This is a genomic window from Streptomyces sp. NPDC001816 (assembly GCF_042892235.1).
In the GTDB taxonomy this organism is placed as follows: domain Bacteria; phylum Actinomycetota; class Actinomycetes; order Streptomycetales; family Streptomycetaceae; genus Streptomyces.
In genome coordinates this window covers 341,948-364,436 of the sequence record NZ_JBIATY010000005.1, presented here as the reverse complement: position 1 = coordinate 364,436, position 22,489 = coordinate 341,948, and the positions used below count along the sequence as shown (strand labels likewise).

General features: G+C 70.8%; 15 protein-coding genes. 14 read left to right on the top strand and 1 reads right to left on the bottom strand.

All coding sequences use genetic code 11. The annotated features are described in order from the left end of the window. The first annotated feature begins 6 nt into the window (after positions 1–6). The 14 genes from betA (at position 7) to ACFYZZ_RS20300 (ending at position 21,475) form a co-directional block, all read left to right on the top strand. Positions 7–1,677 (top strand): choline dehydrogenase, encoded by a 1,671-nt coding sequence (gene betA / locus ACFYZZ_RS20365; RefSeq protein ID WP_389177580.1) that lies wholly within the window; start codon positions 7–9, stop codon positions 1,675–1,677. Between the two features lie 3 nt (positions 1,678–1,680). After that, positions 1,681–2,517 (top strand): 5,10-methylenetetrahydrofolate reductase, encoded by an 837-nt coding sequence (locus ACFYZZ_RS20360; RefSeq protein WP_389177577.1) that lies wholly within the window; start codon positions 1,681–1,683, stop codon positions 2,515–2,517. Positions 2,518–2,655: 138 nt separating this feature from the next. Further along, a complete protein-coding gene (locus tag ACFYZZ_RS20355; RefSeq protein ID WP_389177574.1) occupies positions 2,656–4,125 on the top strand; it encodes an aldehyde dehydrogenase family protein in 1,470 nt (489 codons plus the stop codon). Positions 4,126–4,145: 20 nt separating this feature from the next. After that, entirely contained in the window at positions 4,146–5,234 is a 1,089-nt protein-coding gene (locus ACFYZZ_RS20350) for a glycine betaine/L-proline ABC transporter ATP-binding protein (RefSeq protein ID WP_389177571.1), read from the top strand. Then, positions 5,234–7,234, top strand: coding sequence for an ABC transporter permease (locus tag ACFYZZ_RS20345; protein ID WP_389177569.1), 2,001 nt, complete (start codon positions 5,234–5,236; stop codon positions 7,232–7,234). The genes ACFYZZ_RS20350 and ACFYZZ_RS20345 overlap by 1 nt, the downstream gene beginning before the upstream one ends. Before the next feature lie 13 nt (positions 7,235–7,247). Further along, a complete protein-coding gene (locus ACFYZZ_RS20340) occupies positions 7,248–8,216 on the top strand; it encodes an ABC transporter substrate-binding protein (RefSeq protein ID WP_389177567.1) in 969 nt (322 codons plus the stop codon). A gap of 219 nt (positions 8,217–8,435) precedes the next feature. Continuing rightward, positions 8,436–10,874, top strand: a complete 2,439-nt coding sequence (locus ACFYZZ_RS20335; protein ID WP_389177565.1) for an FAD-dependent oxidoreductase — start codon at positions 8,436–8,438, stop codon at positions 10,872–10,874. Between the two features lie 22 nt (positions 10,875–10,896). Further along, complete coding sequence (locus ACFYZZ_RS20330; RefSeq protein WP_389177563.1) at positions 10,897–11,757, top strand: bifunctional methylenetetrahydrofolate dehydrogenase/methenyltetrahydrofolate cyclohydrolase; 861 nt, start codon at positions 10,897–10,899, stop codon at positions 11,755–11,757. Further along, on the top strand, positions 11,754–13,040 hold the full coding sequence (glyA, locus tag ACFYZZ_RS20325; RefSeq protein ID WP_389177560.1) for a serine hydroxymethyltransferase: 1,287 nt from the start codon (positions 11,754–11,756) through the stop codon (positions 13,038–13,040). Before ACFYZZ_RS20330 ends, glyA begins: the two co-directional genes overlap by 4 nt. Further along, the gene (locus ACFYZZ_RS20320; RefSeq protein WP_389177557.1) at positions 13,037–14,269 is read left to right on the top strand and encodes a sarcosine oxidase subunit beta family protein; all 1,233 of its coding nucleotides are present in this window, start codon (positions 13,037–13,039) and stop codon (positions 14,267–14,269) included. Before glyA ends, ACFYZZ_RS20320 begins: the two co-directional genes overlap by 4 nt. Before the next feature lie 11 nt (positions 14,270–14,280). Further along, on the top strand, positions 14,281–17,538 hold the full coding sequence (locus tag ACFYZZ_RS20315; RefSeq protein WP_389177555.1) for a sarcosine oxidase subunit delta family protein: 3,258 nt from the start codon (positions 14,281–14,283) through the stop codon (positions 17,536–17,538). Beyond that, entirely contained in the window at positions 17,531–18,142 is a 612-nt protein-coding gene (locus tag ACFYZZ_RS20310) for a sarcosine oxidase subunit gamma (protein WP_389177552.1), read from the top strand. Before ACFYZZ_RS20315 ends, ACFYZZ_RS20310 begins: the two co-directional genes overlap by 8 nt. Before the next feature lie 138 nt (positions 18,143–18,280). Beyond that, on the top strand, positions 18,281–19,108 hold the full coding sequence (gene folP, locus ACFYZZ_RS20305; protein WP_389178260.1) for a dihydropteroate synthase: 828 nt from the start codon (positions 18,281–18,283) through the stop codon (positions 19,106–19,108). Between the two features lie 36 nt (positions 19,109–19,144). Next, entirely contained in the window at positions 19,145–21,475 is a 2,331-nt protein-coding gene (locus tag ACFYZZ_RS20300; RefSeq protein WP_389177549.1) for an FdhF/YdeP family oxidoreductase, read from the top strand. A 31-nt stretch (positions 21,476–21,506) separates the two neighbouring features. On the opposite strand, the gene purU is transcribed toward ACFYZZ_RS20300, so the two are convergent. Continuing rightward, positions 21,507–22,376 carry a formyltetrahydrofolate deformylase gene (gene purU, locus ACFYZZ_RS20295; RefSeq protein WP_389177546.1) on the bottom strand — a complete coding sequence of 290 codons (870 nt, stop codon included), beginning with the start codon at positions 22,374–22,376 and terminating at the stop codon, positions 21,507–21,509. Between the last annotated feature and the right edge of the window lie 113 nt (positions 22,377–22,489).

Here is a 22,489-nt window from a genome sequence, read left to right as displayed (position 1 = left end):
GGCACCATGGCTCTCCTGCACTACGACTTCGTCATCGTCGGCGGTGGATCAGCCGGCAGCGCACTGGCGAACCGGCTCTCGGCCGACCCCGGCAACCGGGTACTCGTGCTGGAGGCGGGCCGCCCCGACTATCCCTGGGATGTCTTCATCCACATGCCGGCGGCGCTGACCTATCCCATCGGCAGCCGCTTCTACGACTGGAAGTACGAGTCCGAGCCCGAGCCCCACATGGGCGGCCGGCGCATCTACCACGCGCGCGGCAAGGTGCTCGGCGGCTCCAGCAGCATCAACGGCATGATCTTCCAGCGTGGCAACCCCATGGACTACGAGCGCTGGGCGGCCGACCCCGGCATGGAGACCTGGGACTACGCCCACTGTCTGCCGTACTTCCGCCGGATGGAGAACTGTCTGGCCGCCGACCCGGACGACGAGTTCCGCGGCCACGACGGCCCCCTCGTGCTGGAGCGCGGCCCGGCCACCAACCCGCTCTTCTCCGCCTTCCTCAAGGCCACCGAGGAGGCGGGTCACGCGCCCACCGACGACGTCAACGGCTACCGGCAGGAAGGCTTCGCCAAGTTCGACCGCAATGTCCACCGCGGCCGGCGCCTGTCGGCGTCGAAGGCGTACCTCAAGCCCGCCAGGAAGCGGCCCAACCTCACCGTGAAGACCCGCGCCCTCGTCACCCGCGTCCTCTTCGAGGGCAAGAGGGCCGTGGGTGTCGAGTTCCAGCGCGGCAAGGGCGCCCTCCAGCAGGTCCGGGCCAAGGAGGTCATCCTCTGCGGCGGCGCGATCAACTCCCCGCAACTGCTGCAGCTCTCCGGGGTCGGCAACGCCGAGGAGCTGCGCGCCCTCGGCATCGACGTCGTCCACGACCTGCCGGGCGTCGGCGAGAACATGCAGGACCACCTTGAGGTGTACATCCAGTACGCCTGCAAGCAGCCCGTCTCCATGCAGCCGTACCTGGCGAAGTGGCGGGCCCCCTTCATCGGCCTGCAGTGGCTCCTGCGCAAGGGACCGGCCGCCACCAACCACTTCGAGGCCGGCGGCTTCTGCCGCAGCAACGAGGACGTGGACTACCCCAACCTGATGTTCCACTTCCTGCCCATCGCGGTCCGCTACGACGGCTCCGTGCCCGCCGGCGGCCACGGTTACCAGGTCCACGTCGGGCCCATGTACTCCGACGCCATCGGCTCGGTGAAGATCAAGAGCAAGGACCCGCGCGAACACCCGGCGCTGCGCTTCAACTACCTCTCCACCGAGCAGGACCGCCGCGAATGGGTCGAGGCGATCCGGGTGGCCCGCAGGCTCCTCAACCAGCCCGCACTCGCCCCCTACAACGGCGGGGAGATCTCGCCCGGCCCCTCCGTGGAGACGGACGAGGAGATCCTCGCCTGGGTCGCCAAGGACGGCGAGACGGCCCTGCACCCCTCCTGCACCTGCAAGATGGGCACCGATGAGATGTCCGTCGTCGACCCGACGAGCATGCGCGTGCACGGCGTGGAAGGGCTGCGCGTGGTGGACGCCTCGGTGATGCCGTACGTCACCAACGGCAACATCTACGCGCCGGTGATGATGATCGCCGAGAAGGCGGCCGACCTCATCCTCGGCAAGGAGCCGTTGGAGCCCTCCAAGGCCGCGTACTACCGGCACCGCGACGCCCAGAAGCAGGCCGGGTAGCCGGTGGGCGCCGAGGCCCTGCGGGCGCTGCTCACCCGGGTCCGCTACGAGGTGCTGCCGGCGAGGGCGACGGAGGAGAAGGTCCTCGCCCATGTGCCCCGCGACGTCGTGGTCACGGTCACGGCGTCGCCGGTCAAGGGGCTGGAGCCCACGTTCGGCCTCACCGAGCGGCTCGCGGCGCACGGCTACCGCGTCGTGCCCCACGTCCCCGCGCGGCTGCTGCGGGACGACGCGCACCTCAAGGACGTCGCCGAGCGGCTGCGGGCGGCGGGGGTCGACGACCTCTTCGTACCGGCGGGTGACGCCGACCCGCCGGCCGGACCGTACGACGGAGCCCTGCCGGTGCTGCGCAGACTGAGCGAGCTGGGCAGCCCCTTCGCGGACCTGGGGATCACCGGCTATCCGCAGAGCCATCCGCTCATCCACGACGACGTCACCATCCAGTCGATGTGGGACAAGCGGACGCATGCCACGTACATCGTCAGCAACCTGTGCTTCGATCCGCGCGCGCTCGGCGACTGGGTCGCCCGGATACGGGGCCGCGATGTGACACTCCCCGTTCACGTGGGCGTCGCCGGGCCCGTGCAGCGGGCGAAGCTGCTGTCCATGGCGACGAAGATCGGGGTGGGGGAGTCGACCCGCTTTCTCACCCGGCACGTCTCCTGGTTCCTGCGGTTCGCGGCACCCGGTGGATACGACCCCGAGCGACTGCTCGCCCGCGGCGCGCAGGCGCTCACCCGGCCGTCGGCAGGGGTGGCCGGACTGCACCTCTTCACCTTCAATCAGATCGCCGAGACGGAGCGCTGGCGTCGTAAGGTGCTGGACCGGCTGGGCGGCTGACACCCCCGGTGGAGCGGCGTCGCGGTGGCCGAATCGGGATATGCAGACCCCTTGACGGGTGTCCGTACATTCGGCCAGGGTGTTCCACCACAAGCAATACAGTGCACAATGCGCAACGAATTTTCGAAGGGCGCGGCAGTGGCAGATCTGTATGTGGACGGAGAATGGCGGGCCGCGGTGGCCGGTGGTCACCGGGAGATCCGCTGTCCGGCGGACGGCACGCCGGTCGCGACGGTCTCGGAGGCGACCCGCCCCGACACCGAGGCGGCGATCGCCGCGGCCCGGCGCGCCTTCGACTTCGGCCCCTGGCCGCGTACCCCCGAGCGTGAGCGCGGCGCACTGCTGCTGCGCACCGCCGACCTGATCGAGCGCGACGCCAAGGAGTTCGCCCGCGCCGAGTCGCTGGACACCGGCAAGCGGCTGGTGGAGAGCGAGTACGACATCGCCGACGTCGTCTCCTGCTTCCGCTACTACGGCGGGCTCGCCGGCACCGACGCCGGCCGGGTGATCGACACCGGCCGCGACGACGCCGTCAGCCGCGTGGTCTACGAACCCGTCGGCGTGTGCGGACTGATCACCCCGTGGAACTATCCGCTGCTGCAGGCCAGTTGGAAGGTCGCCCCGGCGCTCCTCGCGGGCAACACGATCGTCCTCAAACCGAGTGAGCTGACCCCCTCCAGCTCCGTCCTGCTGATGAGGGCGCTGGAGGAGGCCGGGCTCCCGCCCGGCGCCGCCAACCTCGTCCTGGGCACCGGGCCCGAGGTCGGCGCCCCGCTCTGCGAGGACCCCGCCGTCGACATGGTCTCCTTCACCGGCGGCCTGGAGACCGGCAAGCGGATCATGGCCACCGCCGCCGCCACCGTGAAGAAGGTGGCGCTGGAACTCGGCGGCAAGAACCCCAACGTGATCTTCGCCGACGCCGACTTCGAGACGGCCGTGGACTTCGCCCTCACGGCCGTCTTCCTGCACTCCGGGCAGGTCTGCTCGGCCGGCGCCCGCCTGATCGTCGAGGACTGCCTGCACGACCGCCTCGTCGACGAGGTCGTCCGCCGCGCCCGGCAGATCCGTCTCGGCGGACCCTTCGACCCCGAGGCCGAGACCGGTGCGCTGATCTCCGCCCAGCACCGGGACAAGGTCGAGGCGTACGTCGCGGCCGGCCTCGCCGAGGGCGCCGTACTGCGCTGCGGCGGGCAGCGGCCCACCGACCCCGCCCTCGCGAACGGCCACTACTACCCGCCGACCGTCCTCGACGAGTGCCGGCAGGACATGCGCGTGGTGCACGAGGAGTCCTTCGGCCCCGTCCTCACCGTCGAGCGCTTCACCGACGAGGACGACGCCGTACGCATCGCCAACGACACCGAGTACGGACTCGCCGGAGCCGTGTGGACCCAGGACGCCGGAAAGGCCCAGCGGGTCGCCCGGCGGCTGCGCCACGGCACGGTGTGGATCAACGACTACCACCCCTATGTGCCGCAAGCGGAATGGGGTGGCTTCGGGCACTCGGGCGTGGGCCGGGAGCTGGGGCCGACCGGCCTGAACGAGTACCGAGAGCCCAAACACATCTGGCAGAACATCCACCCCCGGCCGCAGCACTGGTTCCGCGGCTGAACGCCGAAAAGAGGTCGATCGTGACCCCAACACAGACCGAGGTGCCGCAGCGGCGCGGCACACCCCAGGACTCGGACGCCACTCCGGTCATATCCGTGCGCAATCTGTGGAAGGTGTTCGGGCCGAAGGCCGACCGGGTGCCGGGATCGGAGGAGCTGTGCGGTCTCTCCCGCCGCGAGCTCATGGAGCGCACCGGATGCACCGCCGCCGTGCGCGACGTGAACTTCGAGGTGGCGCCGGGCGAGGTCTTCGTCGTCATGGGCCTGTCCGGCTCCGGCAAGTCCACGCTGGTGCGATGTCTGACCCGGCTGATCGAACCCACCGCCGGCGAGGTCGTCTTCGAGGGCCAGGACATCCGCGAGGCGGACGACCGGCGCCTGCGCGAGCTGCGCCGCCGCAAGTTCTCCATGGTCTTCCAGCACTTCGGGCTGCTGCCCCACCGCCGCGTGGTCGACAACGTGGCCTTCGGCCTGGAGATCCGCGGCATGAGCAAGGCCGAACGCACCAAGCGGGCCCTGGAGGTCGTCGAGCTGGTGGGCCTCGCCGGCTACGAGAACTCCTACCCCGACCAGCTCTCCGGCGGTATGCAGCAGCGCGTCGGCCTCGCCCGGGCCCTGGCCGGCGACCCCGACGTCCTCTTCTTCGACGAGCCGTTCTCCGCGCTCGACCCGCTGATCCGCCGCGACATGCAGAACGAGGTCATCCGGCTGCACCACGAGGTCGGCAAGACCATGGTGTTCATCACCCACGACCTCTCCGAGGCGCTCAAGCTGGGCGACCGCATCCTGATCATGCGCGACGGCAAGATGGTCCAGTGCGGCACCGGCGACGAGCTGGTGGGCGCCCCCGCCGACGACTACGTACGCGAGTTCGTCAAGGACGTGCCGCGCGGCGACGTGCTCACGCTGCGGTGGATCATGCGTCCCGCCGAGCCCGGCGACGCCCTAGACGGGCCCGAGCTGGGGCCGGACGTCGTCGTACGCGAGGCCACCCGCGCCGTCCTCGCGGCCGAGAAGCCGGTCAAGGTCGTCGAGAACGGCAAGCTGCTCGGCATCGTCGGCGACGAGGAGATCCTCGCGGTGGTCGCCGGGCAGGAAGGCGGCGCGTGATGACCGTCGCCATCGAGAAACCCGAGAAGACGGGGACGGCCGAACCGGCCGCTCCCGCCAAAGGGACACGCAAGGTCGGCCGGCCGATGGTGGTCGGCGCCGTCCTGGTCGTCTGGCTGGTGCTGTTCGCCGTGCTGCGCGGCAAGGAGACCCTGTCCCTGGCGGCGGCCGACCTCACCGATCTGCACCGGTGGCTCAACGACCTCAACGACTCCATCGGCGCCAACCGCAACTCCAACCCGCTCTTCCTGTACTTCTTCAACGAGATCCGGCTGGTCATCGACAACCTGGTGACCTTCATCCAGCACCTGATCTCCCAGCCCTCCGGCGCCCGCCCGGTCCCGCAGATCGGCTGGCTCGGCGTCGTCGGCCTCGTCGGCTACGTCTCCTGGGCCGTGGGCAACTGGCGGGTTGCGCTGCTGGCCGTGGCCGGCTTCACCTTCATGGGGCTGCAGGGCCTGTGGCAGCCGAGCATGGACACCCTGGCGCTGACCCTCTCCGCGGTCTTCGTGGCGCTGCTATTCGCGATCCCGCTGGGGGTGTGGGCAGGGCTGTCCGACCGGTTCAACCGGATCATGACGCCGTTCCTGGACTTCATGCAGACGATGCCGACCTTCGTCTACCTGGCACCGCTGACCCTGTTCTTCCTCATCGGCGGTGCCTCCGCCACCATCGCCACCGTCATCTACGCGGCTCCGCCGGCGATCCGCATCACCGCGCACGCCATCCGGAACGTGCCGGCGACGACGGTGGAGGCGGCGGACTCGCTGGGCGCCACGCGCCGCCAGTCGCTGCTGAAGGTCCTGCTGCCGATGTCCAAGCGGACCGTCGTGATGGGCGTCAACCAGACCATCATGGCCGCCCTGGCCATGGTGACCATCGCGGCCCTGATCAACGCACCCGGCCTCGGCCCGGTCGTCATCCAGGCCCTGCAGTCGCTCGACGTCGGCACGGCCTTCAACGCGGGCCTCGCCATCGTCGTCATGGCGATCGTCCTGGACCGGGTCACGACCGCGGCCGCCGCACGCGAGGAGAACGCACGCAACTCCAAGCACAGCTTCGCGAAGTGGCGCCGGCCCCTGCTGGGTGCCGGCGCCGCGGTCACCGTTGTCCTGATCTACCTCTCGCACACCTACGTGTGGGCGGCCGACTTCCCCGGCGACGGCACCGTCGGCAGCCACATCGCGAGCGCGGCGGACACCGCGACCAACTGGGCGCAGGACAACCTGGCGGGCCTGACCAACGCCATCCGCGACGTCATCACCAACGGCCTGCTCAACCCGTTCCAGACGCTGCTCACCGACTCCCCATGGTGGCTCGTCGGCGCGGTGCTGGTCGCGCTCGGCGTGGTGCTCGGCGGCTGGAAGGCCGGGGTCACCACGGCCGTGTGCGTGGGCCTGCTGGTCGGCACCGGCCTGTGGTCGGACGCCATGACCACGCTGGCCTCGACGCTCGTCGCCACGGTGCTGGTGATGGTGCTCGGCATCGTCTTCGGCGTCTGGATGGGGCGCAGCATGATGGTGGACCGGCTGATCCGGCCCAGCCTGGACGCGGCCCAGGTCATGCCGCCGTTCGTCTATCTGGTGCCGTTCCTCGCACTGTTCGGCGCCAGCCGCTTCACGGCCATCGTCGCCGCGATCGTCTACGGCGCCCCCGTCGCCATGAAGATCATCGCGGACGGGATCCGGGCCGTGCCCGAGACCACCGTGGAAGCGGCCACCTCCGCCGGGTGCAACACCTGGCAGATCATCACCAAGGTTCAACTGCCGATGTCACGCAGTGCCCTGACGCTCGCGACCAACCAGGGCCTGATCTACGTGCTGTCGATGGTTGTGGTGGGCGGCCTGGTAGGCGCGGGCGCCCTCGGCTACGACGTCGTGGCCGGATTCTCGCAGGGAGAGCTGTACGGCAAGGGGCTGGCGGCGGGACTCGCCATCGTACTGCTCGGAGTCATGTTCGACCGGATCACTCAGGCAGCGGCGCGACGCGCGAGCGCATAAGGAGCACGACACCATGGCAAGACACTGGCGAGCCGGCGCGGCCGGCCTGGCCGTCCTCGGCCTCACGCTCACCGCGTGCTCAGGCGCGAAGGTCGGCGACACCTCCTCGGGTTCGGACGACGCGGGCAGCTCCGGCAAGTGCGGCACGTTCAACCTCGCGGTCAACCCGTGGGTGGGCTACGAGGCGGACGCGGCGGTCGTCGCGTACGTGGCCGAGCACAACCTCGGCTGCAAGGTCACCAAGAAGAACCTCAAGGAGGAGATTGCCTGGCAGGGCTTCGGGACCGGTGAGGTCGACGCCGTCCTGGAGAACTGGGGCCACGACGATCTGAAGAAGAAGTACATCGACCAGCAGAAGACCGCCGTCGACGCCGGCCAGACCGGGAACAAGGGCATCATCGGCTGGTACGTGCCGCCGTGGCTGGCCAAGGCACACCCCGACATCCTCGACTCGAAGAACCTCAACAAGTACGCGTCCCACTTCAAGACCTCCGAGTCGGGCGGCAAGGGCCAGCTCCTGGACGGCGACCCGTCGTACGTCACCAACGACGCGGCGCTGGTGAAGAACCTGAAGCTGGACTTCAAGGTGGTGTACGCGGGCAGCGAGACCGCGCTCATCCAGGCCTTCCGCACCGCCGAGAAGAACAAGCAGTGGGTGCTCGGCTACTTCTACGAGCCGCAGTGGTTCCTGTCCGAGGTCCCGCTGAAGAAGGTCTCCCTGCCGAAGTACACGACGGGCTGTGACGCCGTCGCCGAGAAGATCGCCTGCGACTATCCCGTGTACGACCTGAACAAGATCGTCAGCGCGAAGTTCGCCAAGTCCGGCAGCCCCGCCTACAACCTGGTGAAGAACTTCAACTGGACGAACGACGACCAGAACGAGGTCGCCAAGTACATCGCCCAGGACAAGATGTCCGACGAGGCGGCGGCGAAGAAGTGGGTCGACGCCAACAAGGACAAGGTGGACGCCTGGCTCAAGTAGGCCGAGTCGGGACGACGGGTCGGACATGCCCGGCGGGCGGTGCGTGCAGATGCGCGCCGCCCGCCGGGCATTGCCGTGTCCAGGGGCGTGTTTCGGGCCGTTTTCCGACGTCACGGACCCCTTGACACCCCCTTCGGGGACGGGCACATTGAGTTGCGCAACCTGAATCACGTTGCGGAGAAAGCAACTGCACCGGTCTCAATGTTCGGAGGTTGGGCGATGGCGGGACCCCGAGTGGTCATCATCGGAGCGGGCGTCGTGGGAGCGGCTCTGGCGGACGAGATCTCCGCACGCGGCTGGACCGAGGTGACCGTCGTCGACCAGGGCCCCCTCCCGGCCACGGGGGGATCCACCTCGCACGCGCCGGGCCTGGTCTTCCAGACGAACCCCTCGAAGACCATGACCGAGCTGGCGCGCTACACCGTCGAGAAGTTCTGCTCCCTCGACGTCGACGGCAAGCCCTGTTTCCTCCAGGTCGGCGGCCTCGAAGTGGCCACCAGCCCCGAGCGCCTCACCGAACTCCGGCGCCGCCACGGCTGGATCACCGCCTGGGGCATCGAGTCGCGCCTGCTGACCCCCGACGAGTGCGTGGAGCAGCACCCGCTGGTCGACCGCGACAAGATCCTCGGCGGTCTCCTCGTCCCCACCGACGGCCTCGCCAAGGCCGTCCTCGCCGTCGAGGCCCAGATCCGCCGGGCGACCGAGCGCGGTGTGCGCTTCCTCGCCCGCCACGAGGTCCTCGACGTGCGGCAGAGCGAGGGCCGCGTCACCGGCGTGGTGACCGACCAGGGCGAGATCCCCGCCGACATCGTCGTGTGCTGCGCCGGCATCTGGGGACCGAAGATCGCCCGCATGGTCGGGATGAACCTGCCGCTCACCCCGCTCGCCCACCAGCTCGCCTGGACCGGCCCGGTCCCCGCCCTCGCCGGCCAGACCGAGGAGGCGGTGCGCCCGATCCTGCGCCACCAGGATGCCGACCTCTACTACCGCGACCGCTTCGACGGCCTCGGCATCGGCTACTACGGCCACCGCCCCATGCCCGTCTCCGCCGACGACATCCTCTCCGTGGACGAGGCCGAACAGATGCCCTCGGTCCTGAAGTTCACCGAGGCGGACTTCGAGGACGCCTGGACCGAGACCCGGTCGCTGCTTCCCGCGACCCGCGAGGCCAAGGTCGAGGAGGGCATCAACGGCCTGTTCTCCTTCACTACCGACGGCTACCCGCTGCTCGGCGAATCCCCGCACGTCCAGGGCTTCTGGGTCGCCGAGGCCGTGTGGGTCACCCACTCCGCGGGCGTCGGCCGGGCCGTCGCCGAATGGCTGGTCGACGGCTACTGCTCCTCCTTCGACCTGCACGAGTGCGACGTCAACCGCTTCGAGCCGCACCAGCTCTCCCCGGAGTACGTCCTGGCCCGCGACTGCCAGAACTTCGTCGAGGTCTACGACATCCTCCACCCCCTCCAGCCGTCCGGGAAGCCGCGCCCGATCCGCACCAGCCCCTTCTACGCCCGCCAGCAGGAACACGGCGCGTTCTTCCTGGAGGCGAACGGCTGGGAGCGGCCCCAGTGGTACGAGGCCAACGCGGGCCTGGTCGAAGGCCGCGCCATCCCCACCCCCAACGACTGGGCCGCCCGCTACTGGTCGCCCATCGTCGGCGCCGAGGCCCAGGTCACCCGCGAGACCGTCGCCCTGTACGACATGACGGCCCTCAAGCGCCTGGAGGTGAGCGGCCCCGGTGCCGCCGACTTCCTGGAGGGCCTGGTCACCGGCAAGGTCGCCAAGTCCGTCGGATCGGTGACGTACACGCTGCTCCTGGACCACGACGGCGGCATCCGCAGCGACATCACCGTCGCCCGCCTCGCCCGCGACCTCTTCCAGGTCGGCGCCAACGGCAACCTGGACCTCGACTGGTTCACCCGCCACCTCCCGGCCGACGGCACGGTCCAGGTCCGCGACATCACCCCCGGCACCTGCTGCATCGGCCTGTGGGGCCCGCTGGCCCGCGAGGTCCTGCAGCCGCTGACCGACGAGGACTTCTCCAACGAGGGCCTCAAGTACTTCCGCGCCAAGCGCGCCTACATCGGCTCGGTGCCGGTCACCGCGATGCGGCTGTCCTACGTCGGCGAACTCGGCTGGGAGCTGTACACGACCGCCGACCAGGGCGCCAAGCTCTGGGACACCCTGTGGCAGGCGGCCCGGCCGCTCGGCGGCATCATCGCCGGCCGCGGCGCCTTCAACAGCCTCCGCCTGGAGAAGGGCTACCGCTCCTTCGGCACCGACATGACCTACGAGCACGACCCCTACGAGGCCGGCGTCGGCTTCGCCGTCAAGCCCGACAAGGGCGACTTCGTCGGCAAGGCCGCACTGGAGCGCCGCAAGGCCGACGTGCGGCGCAGGCTGAGCTGCCTCACCATCGACGACCCGCGGGCCGTCGTCATGGGCAAGGAACCGGTGTACGACGGGGACCGCGCCGTCGGTTACGTGACCAGCGCCGCCCACGGCCACACCATCGGCAAGGGCATCGCCTACGCCTGGCTCCCGGCGGAGCTGGCCACCCCCGGTACCACGGTGCACATCGGCTACTTCGACCAGCGCGTCGAGGCGACCGTCGCCGAGGAACCCCTGTTCGACCCGACCATGTCCCGCCTGCGTGGCTGACCGTGGACAAGGAGAACCGCCGGTGACCGCACAACTCCTCGACGGCAGGGCGACCGCCGCCGCCGTCCGTCGTGAACTCGCCGAGCGCGTGGCCAAGGTGACCGCCACCACCGGACGGCAGCCCGGCCTCGGCACCGTCCTCGTCGGCGACGACCCCGGCAGCCACGCCTACGTCGCCGGAAAGCACCGCGACTGTGCACAGGTCGGTATCGCCTCTCTCCGCCGCGACCTGCCCGCCGACGCCACCCAGCAGCAGGTCGAGGACGTCATCGACGAACTCAACGCCGACCCGGCCTGCACCGGCTACATCGTCCAACTGCCGCTCCCGGGCCACCTGGACGCGGGCGCCGTACTGGAGCGCATGGACCCCGCCAAGGACGCCGACGGCCTGCACCCGGTCAACCTCGGCCGGCTCGTCCTCGGCGTCGACGCCCCACTGCCCTGCACCCCACGGGGCATCGTCGAACTGCTCCGCCGCTACGAAGTGCCCATCGCCGGCGCGCGGGTCTGTGTGATCGGGCGCGGTATCACCGTGGGACGGCCGATCGCACTGCTGCTCACCCGCCGCTCCGAGAACGCCACCGTCACCCTGTGCCACACCGGAACCAGGGGCCTGGCCTGGCACGTACGCGAGGCGGACATCGTCGTCGCGGCGGCCGGCTCGCCCGGACTGATCACTCCGGACATGCTGCGCCCCGGCGCGGCCGTCCTGGACGTCGGCATCACCCGCACCGAGCACGGGCTCGTCGGCGACGTCCACCCGGAGGCCGCCCAGGTCGCCGGACGGATCGCGCCCATGCCCGGCGGAGTGGGACCCATGACCCGGGCGATGCTGCTCGCCAACGTCGTCGAGGCCGCCGAGAGGAACGCGAACCCCGTATGAACGCGCTGAACACCCCGCTGGCCGAGCTGGACCCCGAGGTCCACACCGCGCTCCGCGCCGAGCTGCACCGCCAGCAGTCCACCCTGGAAATGATCGCCTCCGAGAACTTCGCGCCCACCGCCGTGATGGAGGCGCAGGGCTCGGTCGCGACCAACAAGTACGCCGAGGGCTATCCCGGGCGCCGCTACTACGGCGGCTGCGAACACGTCGACGTCACCGAGCGGTTGGCGATCGAACGCGTCAAGTCCCTCTTCGGCGCGGGCTTCGCCAACGTCCAGCCGCACTCGGGCGCCCAGGCCAACACCGCCGTCTTCTTCGCCCTGCTCCAGCCCGGCGACACCGTCCTCGGCCTCGACCTCGCGCACGGCGGCCACCTCACCCACGGCATGCGCATCAACTACAGCGGCAAGATGCTCAACGTCGTGCCGTACCACGTCTCCCAGGCGGACAACCTCGTGGACATGGACGAGGTGGAGCGGCTCGCCAAGGAACACCGGCCCAAGATGATCATCGCGGGCTGGTCGGCGTACCCGAGGCAGCTGGACTTCGCGGCCTTCCGCCGTATCGCCGACGAGGTCGGCGCCCTCCTCATGGTCGACATGGCGCACTTCGCGGGCCTGGTCGCCGCCGGACTGCACCCCAGCCCCGTCCCGCACGCCCACGTCGTCACCACCACCACGCACAAGACCCTCGGCGGACCCCGCGGCGGAGTCATCCTCACCAACGACGCCGACCTCGCCAAGAAGCTCAACTCGGCGGTGTTCCCCGGGATGCAGGGCGGCCCGCTGGAGCATGTCATCGCCGCGAAGGCCGTCTCCTTCAAGGTCGCGGCATCGCCCGAGTTCGCCGACCGGCAGGCCCGTACGCTCGTGGGCGCCCGCGTCCTCGCCGAGCGCCTCACCCGGCCCGACGCGGCAGCGGCCGGAGTGAAGGTGCTGACCGGCGGCACCGACGTCCACCTCGTCCTGGTCGACCTGCGGGACTCGGAACTGGACGGCCGGCAGGCGGAGGACCTCCTCCACGAGATCGGCATCACGGTCAACCGCAACGCCGTCCCCTTCGACCCGCGCCCGCCCATGGTCACCTCCGGCCTGCGTATCGGCACCCCGGCCCTGGCCACCCGCGGCTTCGCCGAGGAGGACTTCGCCGAGGTCGCCGACGTGATCGCACTGGCCCTCCAGCCCGAGCCGGACGTGCCCGCCCTGCGCGCCCGCACGCAGGCACTGGCCGACAGGCACCCGCTCTACCCGCACCTTTCCGGTACTTCAGGAGACGTCCGATGAGCCCGCGCACCCCCGGCGCCGACCTGCCCGACCACCCCGACTGGCTCTGGCGCGATCCCGAGCCCAAGCGGTCGTACGACGTGGTGATCGTGGGCGGCGGCGGACACGGCCTGGCCACCGCCCACTACCTCGCCAAGAACCACGGCATCACCAACGTCGCGGTCCTGGAGAAGGGCTGGCTCGCGGGCGGCAACATGGCCCGCAACACCACGATCATCCGCTCCAACTACCTGTGGGACGAGAGCGCGGGCATCTACGAGCACGCGTTGAAGCTGTGGGAGGGACTGGAGGAGGAACTCGACTACCCGATCCTCTTCTCCCAGCGTGGCGTGCTGAACCTCGCCCACAGCCTGCAGGACGTCCGCGACAGCGTGCGCCGGGTCGAGGCCAACCGGCTCAACGGCGTCGACGCCGAATGGCTCGACGCCGAGCAGGTCAAAGAGGTCTGCCCGATCGTCAACGTCTCGCCCGACGTCCGCTACCCGGTCCTCGGCGGTACCTACCAGCCGCGCGCCGGCATCGCCAAGCACGACTACGTGGCCTGGGGCTTCGCCCGCTCCGCGGACGCCGCCGGCATCGACATCATCCAGAACTGCGAGGTCACCGGCCTGGACATGGCCGACGGCCGGGTGGTCGGCGTGCAGACCACGCGCGGCCCGATCGCGGCGGGCAAGGTGGCCCTGTGCTCGGCCGGCCACACCTCGGTGCTCGCCGCCATGGCGGGCATCGAACTCCCGCTCCAGAGCCACCCGTTGCAGGCTCTGGTGTCGGAGCTGCTGGAGCCGGTTCATCCCACCGTCGTCATGTCCAACGCGGTCCACGTGTATGTCAGCCAGGCCCACAAGGGCGAGTTGGTGATGGGCGCGGGCATCGACGCCTACAACTCCTACACCCAGCGCGGCGCGTTCCACATCATCGAGGAACAGATGTCCGCCGCCCTGGAACTCTTCCCGGTCTTCGCCCGCGCTCATGTGCTGCGCACCTGGGGCGGCATCGTCGACGTCAGCCCGGACGCCTCACCCATCGTCGGCCTCACCCCGGTCGACAACCTCTACCTCAACTGCGGCTGGGGCACCGGCGGTTTCAAGGCCACCCCGGGCGTCGGCTGGGTCTACGCCCACACCATCGCGCACGACACCCCGCACGCCCTGAACGCCCCCTTCTCGCTCGACCGTTTCACCACCGGCGCGCTCGTCGACGAGCACGGCGCGGCCGCGGTGGCCCACTAGGGAGCCGAACCATGCTGCTCATCCCCTGCCCGTGGTGCGGGCCCCGCGACGAGGCCGAGTTCCACTACGGCGGCCAGGCCCACGTCCCCTACCCCGAGGACCCCGCGGCCCTCACCGACGAGGAGTGGGCGCGCTACCTCTTCTTCCGCGACAACCCCAAGGGCCCCTTCGCCGAGCGCTGGAGCCACGCGGCCGGCTGCCGCAGATGGTTCAACGCGGTACGGAACACGGCGACGAACGAGATCCTGACGGTGTACCGGGTGGGCGAGCCGCGCCCGGAGCCTACGGAGCGACCTGCGGCCGCTTCGCAGCCGACTCCGTCTGTATCAGCCCGTCCGGCGTTTGAGGACGAGGCCCCTTCAGGGCCGACGGGGGTCCAGGGGGCGGAGCCCCCTGGCGGGGTCGAAGGGGCAGCGCCCCTGGAGGACGGGACGGGTAGGGGCGGCGGGGGCGACCACCCCTTCCGCACCCCCACCGGCGGCCGAATCGACCGCACCACCCCCCTCACCTTCACCTTCGACGGCACCGAATACCAGGGCTACCGAGGCGACACCCTCGCCTCGGCGCTCCTCGCCAACGGCATCATCCAAGCCGCCACCAGCATCAAACTCGGCCGCCCGAGAGGCATCTTCTCCGCCGGCGTCGAAGAACCCAACGCGGTAGTCCAGATCGAGGCCCCCTTCCCCGAGCCCATGCTCCCCGCCACCACCGTGGAGCTGTACGACGGCCTGGTAGCCAGCAGCCTCCCCGGCCAGGGACGCCTCGCCACCGAACCCGACCCCGCCCGCTACGACGCCGTACACGCCCATTGCGACCTGCTGATCGTCGGCGCCGGCCCAGCCGGCCTCGCTGCAGCAACCGCGGCAGCGACATCCGGTGCACGCGTCATCCTCGCCGACGACCAGCCCGAGCCCGGCGGCAGCCTCCTCGGCACCGGCGAGCACGCAGACTGGGTGGCGGCGACGCGCGCCCGGCTCGAAGCCGCCCCCGAGGTACGCGTCCTGCGCCGCACCACCGTCTTCGGCCACTACGACGACAACCACCTCCTCGCGGTGGAGCGCCGTACCAACCACCTCGGTGCCGACGCCCCGGAGCACGTCTCCCGCGAGCGCGTCTGGCGGATCCGCGCCCGGCGCGTCGTCCTCGCCACCGGTGCCCACGAGCGCTCGCTGGCGTTCGGCGACAACGACCGCCCCGGCGTGATGCTGGCGGCCTCGGCCCGGACGTACCTCCACCGGTACGCCGTCCTGCCCGGCCGGCACGCGGTCGTATTCACCACCAACGACAGCGCCTACGCCGCCGCACTGGACCTGGCGGCGGCGGGTGTGGGCATCGCGGCGATCGTCGACACCCGGCCCGAGCCGGGGGAGTGGGCCGAGCGTGCCCGGGCCGCCGGGATCGAGGTCCTGGCCGGACACGCGGTCACCGGCACGGAGGGCGTGGACCGTCTCACCGCCGTGACCGTCGCCCCGTACGGGGACACCGCCGGACAACGGGAGTTCGCCGTCGACCTGCTCCTGGTCGCCGGCGGCTGGAACCCGGTCGCGCACCTCTTCAGCCAGGCGGGCGGCAAGCTCCGCCACGACGACGTGCTCGGCACGTTCGTGCCCGACAGCTGCCGTCAGGCGGTGGAGGTCGCCGGCAGTGCGAACGGGGCCTTCGACCTTGCCACGGCCCTCGCGCAGGGCGCGGCGGCCGGCGCCCGCGCGGTCGAGGCGGAGGGGTACACAGCGGAGACACCCACCCTGCCCACCGTCGCAGCCCAGCCGCACACCCCGCCCATGCAGGTCTTCACCGTCCCGACCGCCACCGGGGCTCCCCGGTTCGTCGACCTGCAGCGCGACGTCACGGTCGACGACCTCGCGCGGGCGACCGGTGCGGGCCTGCGCTCGGTGGAGCACACCAAGCGGTACACCACGGCGGGCACCGCCAACGACCAGGGCAGGACCGGGGGCGTCCTGGCGAGCGGAGTCGTCGCCGAACTCCTCGGCGTGGACGTCTCGGCGCTCGGCCTGCCCACCTTCCGGCCGCCGTACACCCCCGTCTCCTTCGCCACCCTCGCGGGCCGCGACCGCGGCGCGCTGCACGACCCGATCCGCACGACCACCCTGCACCGTTGGCATGTCGAGCACGGCGCCCTCTTCGAGAACGTCGGCCAGTGGAAGCGGCCCTGGTACTACCCGCAGGACGGCGAGGACATGGAGACCGCGGTGCTGCGCGAGTGCCGGGCGGCCCGCGAGGGCGTGGCGTTCATGGACGCCTCCACGCTCGGCAAGATCGATGTGCAGGGCCCGGACGCCGCGCACTTCCTCGACCTGCTCTACACGAACATGATGAGCACCCTGAAGGTCGGCATGATCCGCTACGGCGTCATGTGCCGTCCGGACGGGATGGTGTTCGACGACGGCACGGTCATCCGGCTCACCCAGGACCGGTTCCTGGTCACCACCACGACCGGCAACGCGGCCGCCGTCCTGGACTGGATGGAGGAGTGGCTGCAGACCGAGTGGCCCGAACTGCGGGTGCACTGCACCTCGGTCACGGAGCAGTGGGCCACCGTGGCGCTGGTCGGCCCCCGCTCCCGTGAGGTCCTGGCCTCTCTCGCGCCTCGACTCGCCGTCGGCAACGAGGACTTCCCCTTCATGGCGTGGCGGGAGACGGCCGTCGCCGGCATCGACGCGCGCGTGTGCCGGATCAGCTTCTCCGGGGAACTCGCCTACGAGATCAACGTGTCGCCGTGGAACGCCCTCGCCCTGTGGGAGGCGCTGTACCGGGCAGGCACCCCGTACGGCATCACCCCGTACGGCACCGAGACCATGCACGTCCTGCGCGCGGAGAAGGGCTACCCGATCATCGGTCAGGACACGGACGGCACGGTCACCCCGCAGGACCTCGGCATGAGCTGGGTGGTGTCGAAGAAGAAGCCCGACTTCATCGGCAAGCGCTCCTACGCCCGAGCCGACACTGTCCGCCCCGACCGGGGGCACCTGGTCGCCCTGCTCCCGGACGATCCCGGCGCCTTCCTCCCCGAGGGCACGCAGCTGGTCGCCGAGAGCGAACTGCCCGCCCCACCCGTCCCGATGCTCGGCCACGTCACCTCCAGCTACCGCAGCGCGGCGCTCGGCCGGACCTTCGCGCTCGCCCTCGTCAAGGGGGGCCGGGACCGCATCGGTGAACGCCTCTACGCGCCCGTCGCCGACCGGCTGCTGCCGGTGACCGTCGCAAGCCCTGTCCTCTACGACCCCGAGGGAGCCCGCCGCGATGGCTGACACCGCCCAGACCGCACGGCAGCGCAGCCCCATGGCGGATGCCGCGCACCGCCTGGCCGCCGTGACGCGCTCCTCCCGGGGCGCGATCCGCCTGGCCGAACTCCCCTTCCTGGCCCAGGTGAACGTCCGCCTCGATGCCAAGAGCCCGGCAGCGGACGCCGTCGGGCTGGCCCTGGGACTCCAACTGCCCCTGGAACCCAACACGGTCGTGCACGCGGGTGACGTGACCGCGGTGTGGCTCGGCCCCGACGAATGGCTGGTGGTGGGCCGGCCCGGCACCGAGCGCGATCTGGAGAGCCGGATCCGGGCCGCGGCCGGGGACGAGCCCGTCTCCGTCACCGACGTCTCCGCCCAGCGCACCACCCTCCTCGTCGCGGGCCCCCGCGCCCGAGACCTGCTCTCCCACGGCTGCCCGCTGGACCTCCACCCGCGCGCCTTCGGACCCGGCCGCTGCGCCCAGACGACGCTGGCCCGCGCCCAGGTCGTCCTCGTCGCCCGTGACGAGACCAGGGCCGGCTTCTGGGTACTGGTGCGCTCCTCCTTCGCCGGCTACCTGGCCGACTGGCTGCTGGACGCGGCCGCGGAATACGCCGGTGTCGCGTGATCCGCGTCACGTGGCGCGCCACGTGACGAGCATGCCGGTACGCAGGGCGGAACCCCGGTGACCGCCACCGTCTCGACGCGCCCCGGACTCCCGGACCTGCACCCGCACGGGCTGCCCCGGCCGGGCCGCACGCTGGTCATGGGCGTGGTGAACGTGACCCCGGACTCGTTCTCGGACGGCGGCCGGTCGTTCGCCCCCAAAGCGGCCGTCGCGCACGGACTCGCGCTGTTCGAGCAGGGCGCGGACATCGTGGACGTCGGCGGCGAGTCGACCCGCCCGGGCGCCGTACGCCCGTCCGCCGAGGAGGAGTTGCGGCGCGTTCTGCCCGTCGTGCGGGAACTCGCCGCGGCGGGCGGGACCGTCAGCGTGGACACCATGCGGGCCGAGGTGGCCGCCCGCGCCCTCGACGCGGGCGCCCGGCTGGTCAACGACGTCTCGGGAGGCCTCGCCGACCCCGCGATGCTGCCGTTGATGGCGCGGGCGGACACGCCGTACGTGGTGATGCACTGGCGCGGACACGCCGCCGGTATGCAGGCCAACGCCGTCTACGGAGATGTCGTCACGGATGTGATCGACGAACTGCGCCTGCGGATCGAGGCCGCGCTGCGGGCGGGGATCCCGCCCCACCGCCTGATCGTCGATCCCGGGCTGGGCTTCGCCAAGGAGCCCGGGCACAACTGGGAACTGCTGGGCCGGCTCCGGGAAGTGGCCGCACTGGGCCGCCCCGTCCTCCTGGGCGCGTCACGCAAGTCGTTCCTGGGCCGACTGCTGGCGGACCCGGTGACCGGAGACCCCCGCCCGGCGCCGCAGCGGGACGCCGCGACCACCGCCGTGTCCGTTCTGGCCGCCGCGCAGGGCATCTGGTGCCTGCGTGTGCACGATGTGGCCTCGACGTGCGACGCGGTACGGGTGACCGCTCGCTGGGGTGTCGAGGCGGATGTGTCGGCGCGGACTCGGCTGCGCTGACGGCACTGTTCGCCCTGTCCATGAGGAGAGACAGCCATGGCACGCAAGGCCCCGCGCGAGGAACCGGGCGAGGGAGCCCTGGAGGTGACCGCGCCCAAGCAGTGGGCCGCCGGGATCCCCGCGGTGACTCACGCACTGCGCATGGGGTACGACCAGATGGGCGTCCGGCGCACCGCGCTGACCCTGCTCAAGGTCAACCAGAAGAACGGCTTCGACTGCCCGGGCTGCGCCTGGCCCGAGCCGGACCACCGGCACACGGCCGAGTTCTGCGAGAACGGCGCCAAGGCCGTCGCCGAGGAGGCCACCGTCCGCCGGGTGACTCCGGAGTTCTTCGCCGCGCACCCGGTGAGTGAACTCGCGGGCCGCAGCGACTACTGGCTGGGACAGCAGGGCCGGCTCACCCGGCCGATGCACAAGCCCGCCGACTCGGAGACCTACGTACCTGTCACGTGGGAGACGGCGTTCGACATCGTCTCCCGGGAACTCGGGGCGCTGCGCAGCGCCGACGAGGCCGCCTTCTACACCTCGGGCCGCACCTCCAACGAGGCCGCGTATCTCTACCAGCTGTTCGTGCGGCAGTTCGGCACCAACAACCTGCCGGACTGCTCGAACATGTGCCACGAGTCGAGCGGTTCGGCGCTCACCGAGACGATCGGCATCGGCAAGGGCAGTGTCCGCCTCGACGACCTGTACGACGCCGAGCTGATCTTCGTCGTCGGGCAGAACCCCGGCACCAACCATCCCCGGATGCTGTCCGCCCTGGAGGAGGCCAAGCGCCGCGGTGCGCACGTCGTCGCCGTGAACCCGCTGCCGGAGGCAGGGCTGCTGCGCTTCAGGAACCCGCAGAACGCCCGCGGCCTCGCCGGCGGCGGCACGCCCCTCGCGGACCGCTTCCTGCAGATCAGGCTCGGCGGCGACCTGGCGCTCTTCCAGGCGCTGTCGCGGCTGCTGCTGGACGCCGAGGACGCCGCGCCCGGCACGGTCCTCGACCACGACTTCATCGCCGAGCACACCGACGGCTTCGAGGCCTACGCCGACCAGTTGCGCACACTCGACCGGGGCGACGTCGCGGAGGCGACCGGGCTTCCGCTCGACGCCATCGAGGCCACCGCCCGCGACGTCCTGTCCGCCCGGTCGGTCGTGGTGTGCTGGGCGATGGGCCTGACCCAGCACAAGCACTCCGTGCCCACCATCCGTGAGGTGGTGAACTTCCTTCTGTTGCGCGGCAACATCGGCCGCCCCGGCGCCGGGGTGTGTCCCGTGCGCGGCCACTCCAACGTGCAGGGCGACCGCACGATGGGCATCCACGAGAAACCGGCACCGGCCTTCCTCGACGCGCTGCAGGGCGAGTTCGGCTTCGAGCCGCCCCGCCGGCACGGCTTCGACGCGGTGGAGACGATCCGGGCGATGGGCACCGGCGAGGTGAAGGTGTTCTTCGCCATGGGAGGCAACTTCGTCTCCGCCGCCCCGGACACGGCCGCCACCGAACGCGCCCTGCGCGGCTGCCGGCTCACGGTCCAGGTCTCCACCAAGCTGAACCGCTCCCACGCCGTCTGTGGCCGCGAGGCCCTCATCCTGCCCACGCTCGGCCGTACCGAGCGCGACCAGGGGCCGGACGGCGCGAACCGGTTCGTCACCGTCGAGGACTCGATGGGGATGGTGCACGCCTCCCGGGGCGGACTGCCGTCCGCATCGCCGCACCTGCTCTCCGAGCCCGCCATCGTCTGCCGGCTGGCCCAGAGCCTGTTCGGCCCGGGCGGCGACGTGCCGTGGGCGGCCTTCGAGGCCGACTACGACGCCGTCCGCGACAGCATCGCCCGGGTCGTGCCCGGCTTCACCGACTTCAACACCCGGGTACGCCGCCCCGGCGGCTTCACCCTGCCGCACGCCCCGCGCGACGAGCGGCGCTTCCCGACGGGCACGGGCAAGGCCCACTTCACGGTCAACCCCGTGGAGGTGCTGCGGGTACCGCCGGGCCGCCTGCTGCTGCAGACCCTGCGTAGCCATGACCAGTACAACACCACGATCTACGGCCTCGACGACCGCTATCGCGGCATCCATCAGGGACGACGGGTGGTCTTCGTGCACCCCGACGACCTCGCTGAGCGCGGGATCGACGACGGTGAGGTGGTGGACCTCGTGAGCGAGTGGCCGGACAGTCCGGACCGGCGGGCGGAGGCGTTCCGCGCCGTCGCGTACGACACGCCCCGTGGCTGCTGTGCGGCCTACTTCCCCGAGGCCAATGTGCTCGTCCCGCTCGACTCGGTTGCCGACACCTCCAACACGCCGACGTCCAAGAGCGTCGTCGTACGCCTGGAACGCCGTGTCGCGCCCGCCGCGGGCCGGGAGGGGGCTCGGCCCAGGTAGCGCGACGGCAACGCTGAAAGCGTCCGGCGCGTCAGCGGAAGACGACCGTGCAGTGGCCGTTGACCAGCACCCGGGACTCGCTGTGCCACTGCACGGCGCGGGCGAGCACCTGGGCCTCGACGTCGCGGCCGAGGGTGACCAGTTCGTCCGGGGCGTGCGAGTGGGTCACGCGGACGACGTCCTGTTCGATGATCGGGCCTTCGTCGAGGTCGGGCGTGACGTAGTGCGCGGTGGCCCCGACGAGCTTGACGCCGCGCTGGTGGGCCTGGACGTACGGCTTGGCCCCCTTGAAGCTCGGCAGGAAGGAGTGGTGGATGTTGATGGCCCGGCCTTCGAGCTGCTTGCACAGGTCGTCGGAGAGGATCTGCATGTACCGGGCGAGTACCACCAGGTCGACGTCGAGTTCGTCGACGAGCCGGAGCAGCCGGGCCTCGGCCTCCGCCTTGGTGTCGGGTGTCACCGGGATGTGGTGGAAGGGGATGCCGTAGTTCTGCGCCAGCGGCTCGAAGTCGCGGTGGTTGGAGACGATCGCCGGGATCTCGATGTTGAGCGCACCTGTCGACTTGCGGAAGAGCAGGTCGTTCAGGCAGTGGCCGAACTTCGACACCATGATCAGCGTGCGGGTCGGGGTCGACGCGTCGTGCAGCCGCCAGGTGATCCGGTACGCCTCGGCGACCGGGCCGAAGCCGGTGCGCAGGTCCTCCAGCGAGGCGGGACCCGAGACGTCGAAGTGCACCCGCATGAAGAAGCGGTCCTGGAGCCGGTCGTCGAACTGCTGACTCTCCAGGATGTTGCCCGAATGGGTCACCAGGTAGCTGGTCACGGCGTGGACGAGGCCGGCCCGGTCCGGGCACGAGAGGGTGAGGACGAACTCGCGGCCGGGCTGCGGTCGAGGAGACATGACATCCTCCCTGGATGCGCAATGCGCAACGACATGGGTAATACGCAACATGGTCCAGCCAGGGTGGCTGACTGGTCAAGGGGTGGAGTTCTTCTTGACGCATCGCGCTGTGC

Excerpts from the sequence above, each read along its gene's own strand:
- betA (WP_389177580.1), top strand. The coding sequence starts at position 7 with ATGGCTCTCCTGCACTACGACTTCGTCATCGTCGGCGGTGGATCAGCC.
- ACFYZZ_RS20345 (WP_389177569.1), top strand. The coding sequence starts at position 5,234 with ATGACCGTCGCCATCGAGAAACCCGAGAAGACGGGGACGGCCGAACCG.
- ACFYZZ_RS20340 (WP_389177567.1), top strand. The coding sequence starts at position 7,248 with ATGGCAAGACACTGGCGAGCCGGCGCGGCCGGCCTGGCCGTCCTCGGC.
- ACFYZZ_RS20335 (WP_389177565.1), top strand. The coding sequence starts at position 8,436 with ATGGCGGGACCCCGAGTGGTCATCATCGGAGCGGGCGTCGTGGGAGCG.
- glyA (WP_389177560.1), top strand. The coding sequence starts at position 11,754 with ATGAACGCGCTGAACACCCCGCTGGCCGAGCTGGACCCCGAGGTCCAC.
- ACFYZZ_RS20320 (WP_389177557.1), top strand. The coding sequence starts at position 13,037 with ATGAGCCCGCGCACCCCCGGCGCCGACCTGCCCGACCACCCCGACTGG.
- ACFYZZ_RS20315 (WP_389177555.1), top strand. The coding sequence starts at position 14,281 with ATGCTGCTCATCCCCTGCCCGTGGTGCGGGCCCCGCGACGAGGCCGAG.
- ACFYZZ_RS20310 (WP_389177552.1), top strand. The coding sequence starts at position 17,531 with ATGGCTGACACCGCCCAGACCGCACGGCAGCGCAGCCCCATGGCGGAT.
- folP (WP_389178260.1), top strand. The coding sequence starts at position 18,281 with ATGGGCGTGGTGAACGTGACCCCGGACTCGTTCTCGGACGGCGGCCGG.
- ACFYZZ_RS20300 (WP_389177549.1), top strand. The coding sequence starts at position 19,145 with ATGGCACGCAAGGCCCCGCGCGAGGAACCGGGCGAGGGAGCCCTGGAG.
- purU (WP_389177546.1), bottom strand. The coding sequence starts at position 22,376 with ATGTCTCCTCGACCGCAGCCCGGCCGCGAGTTCGTCCTCACCCTCTCG.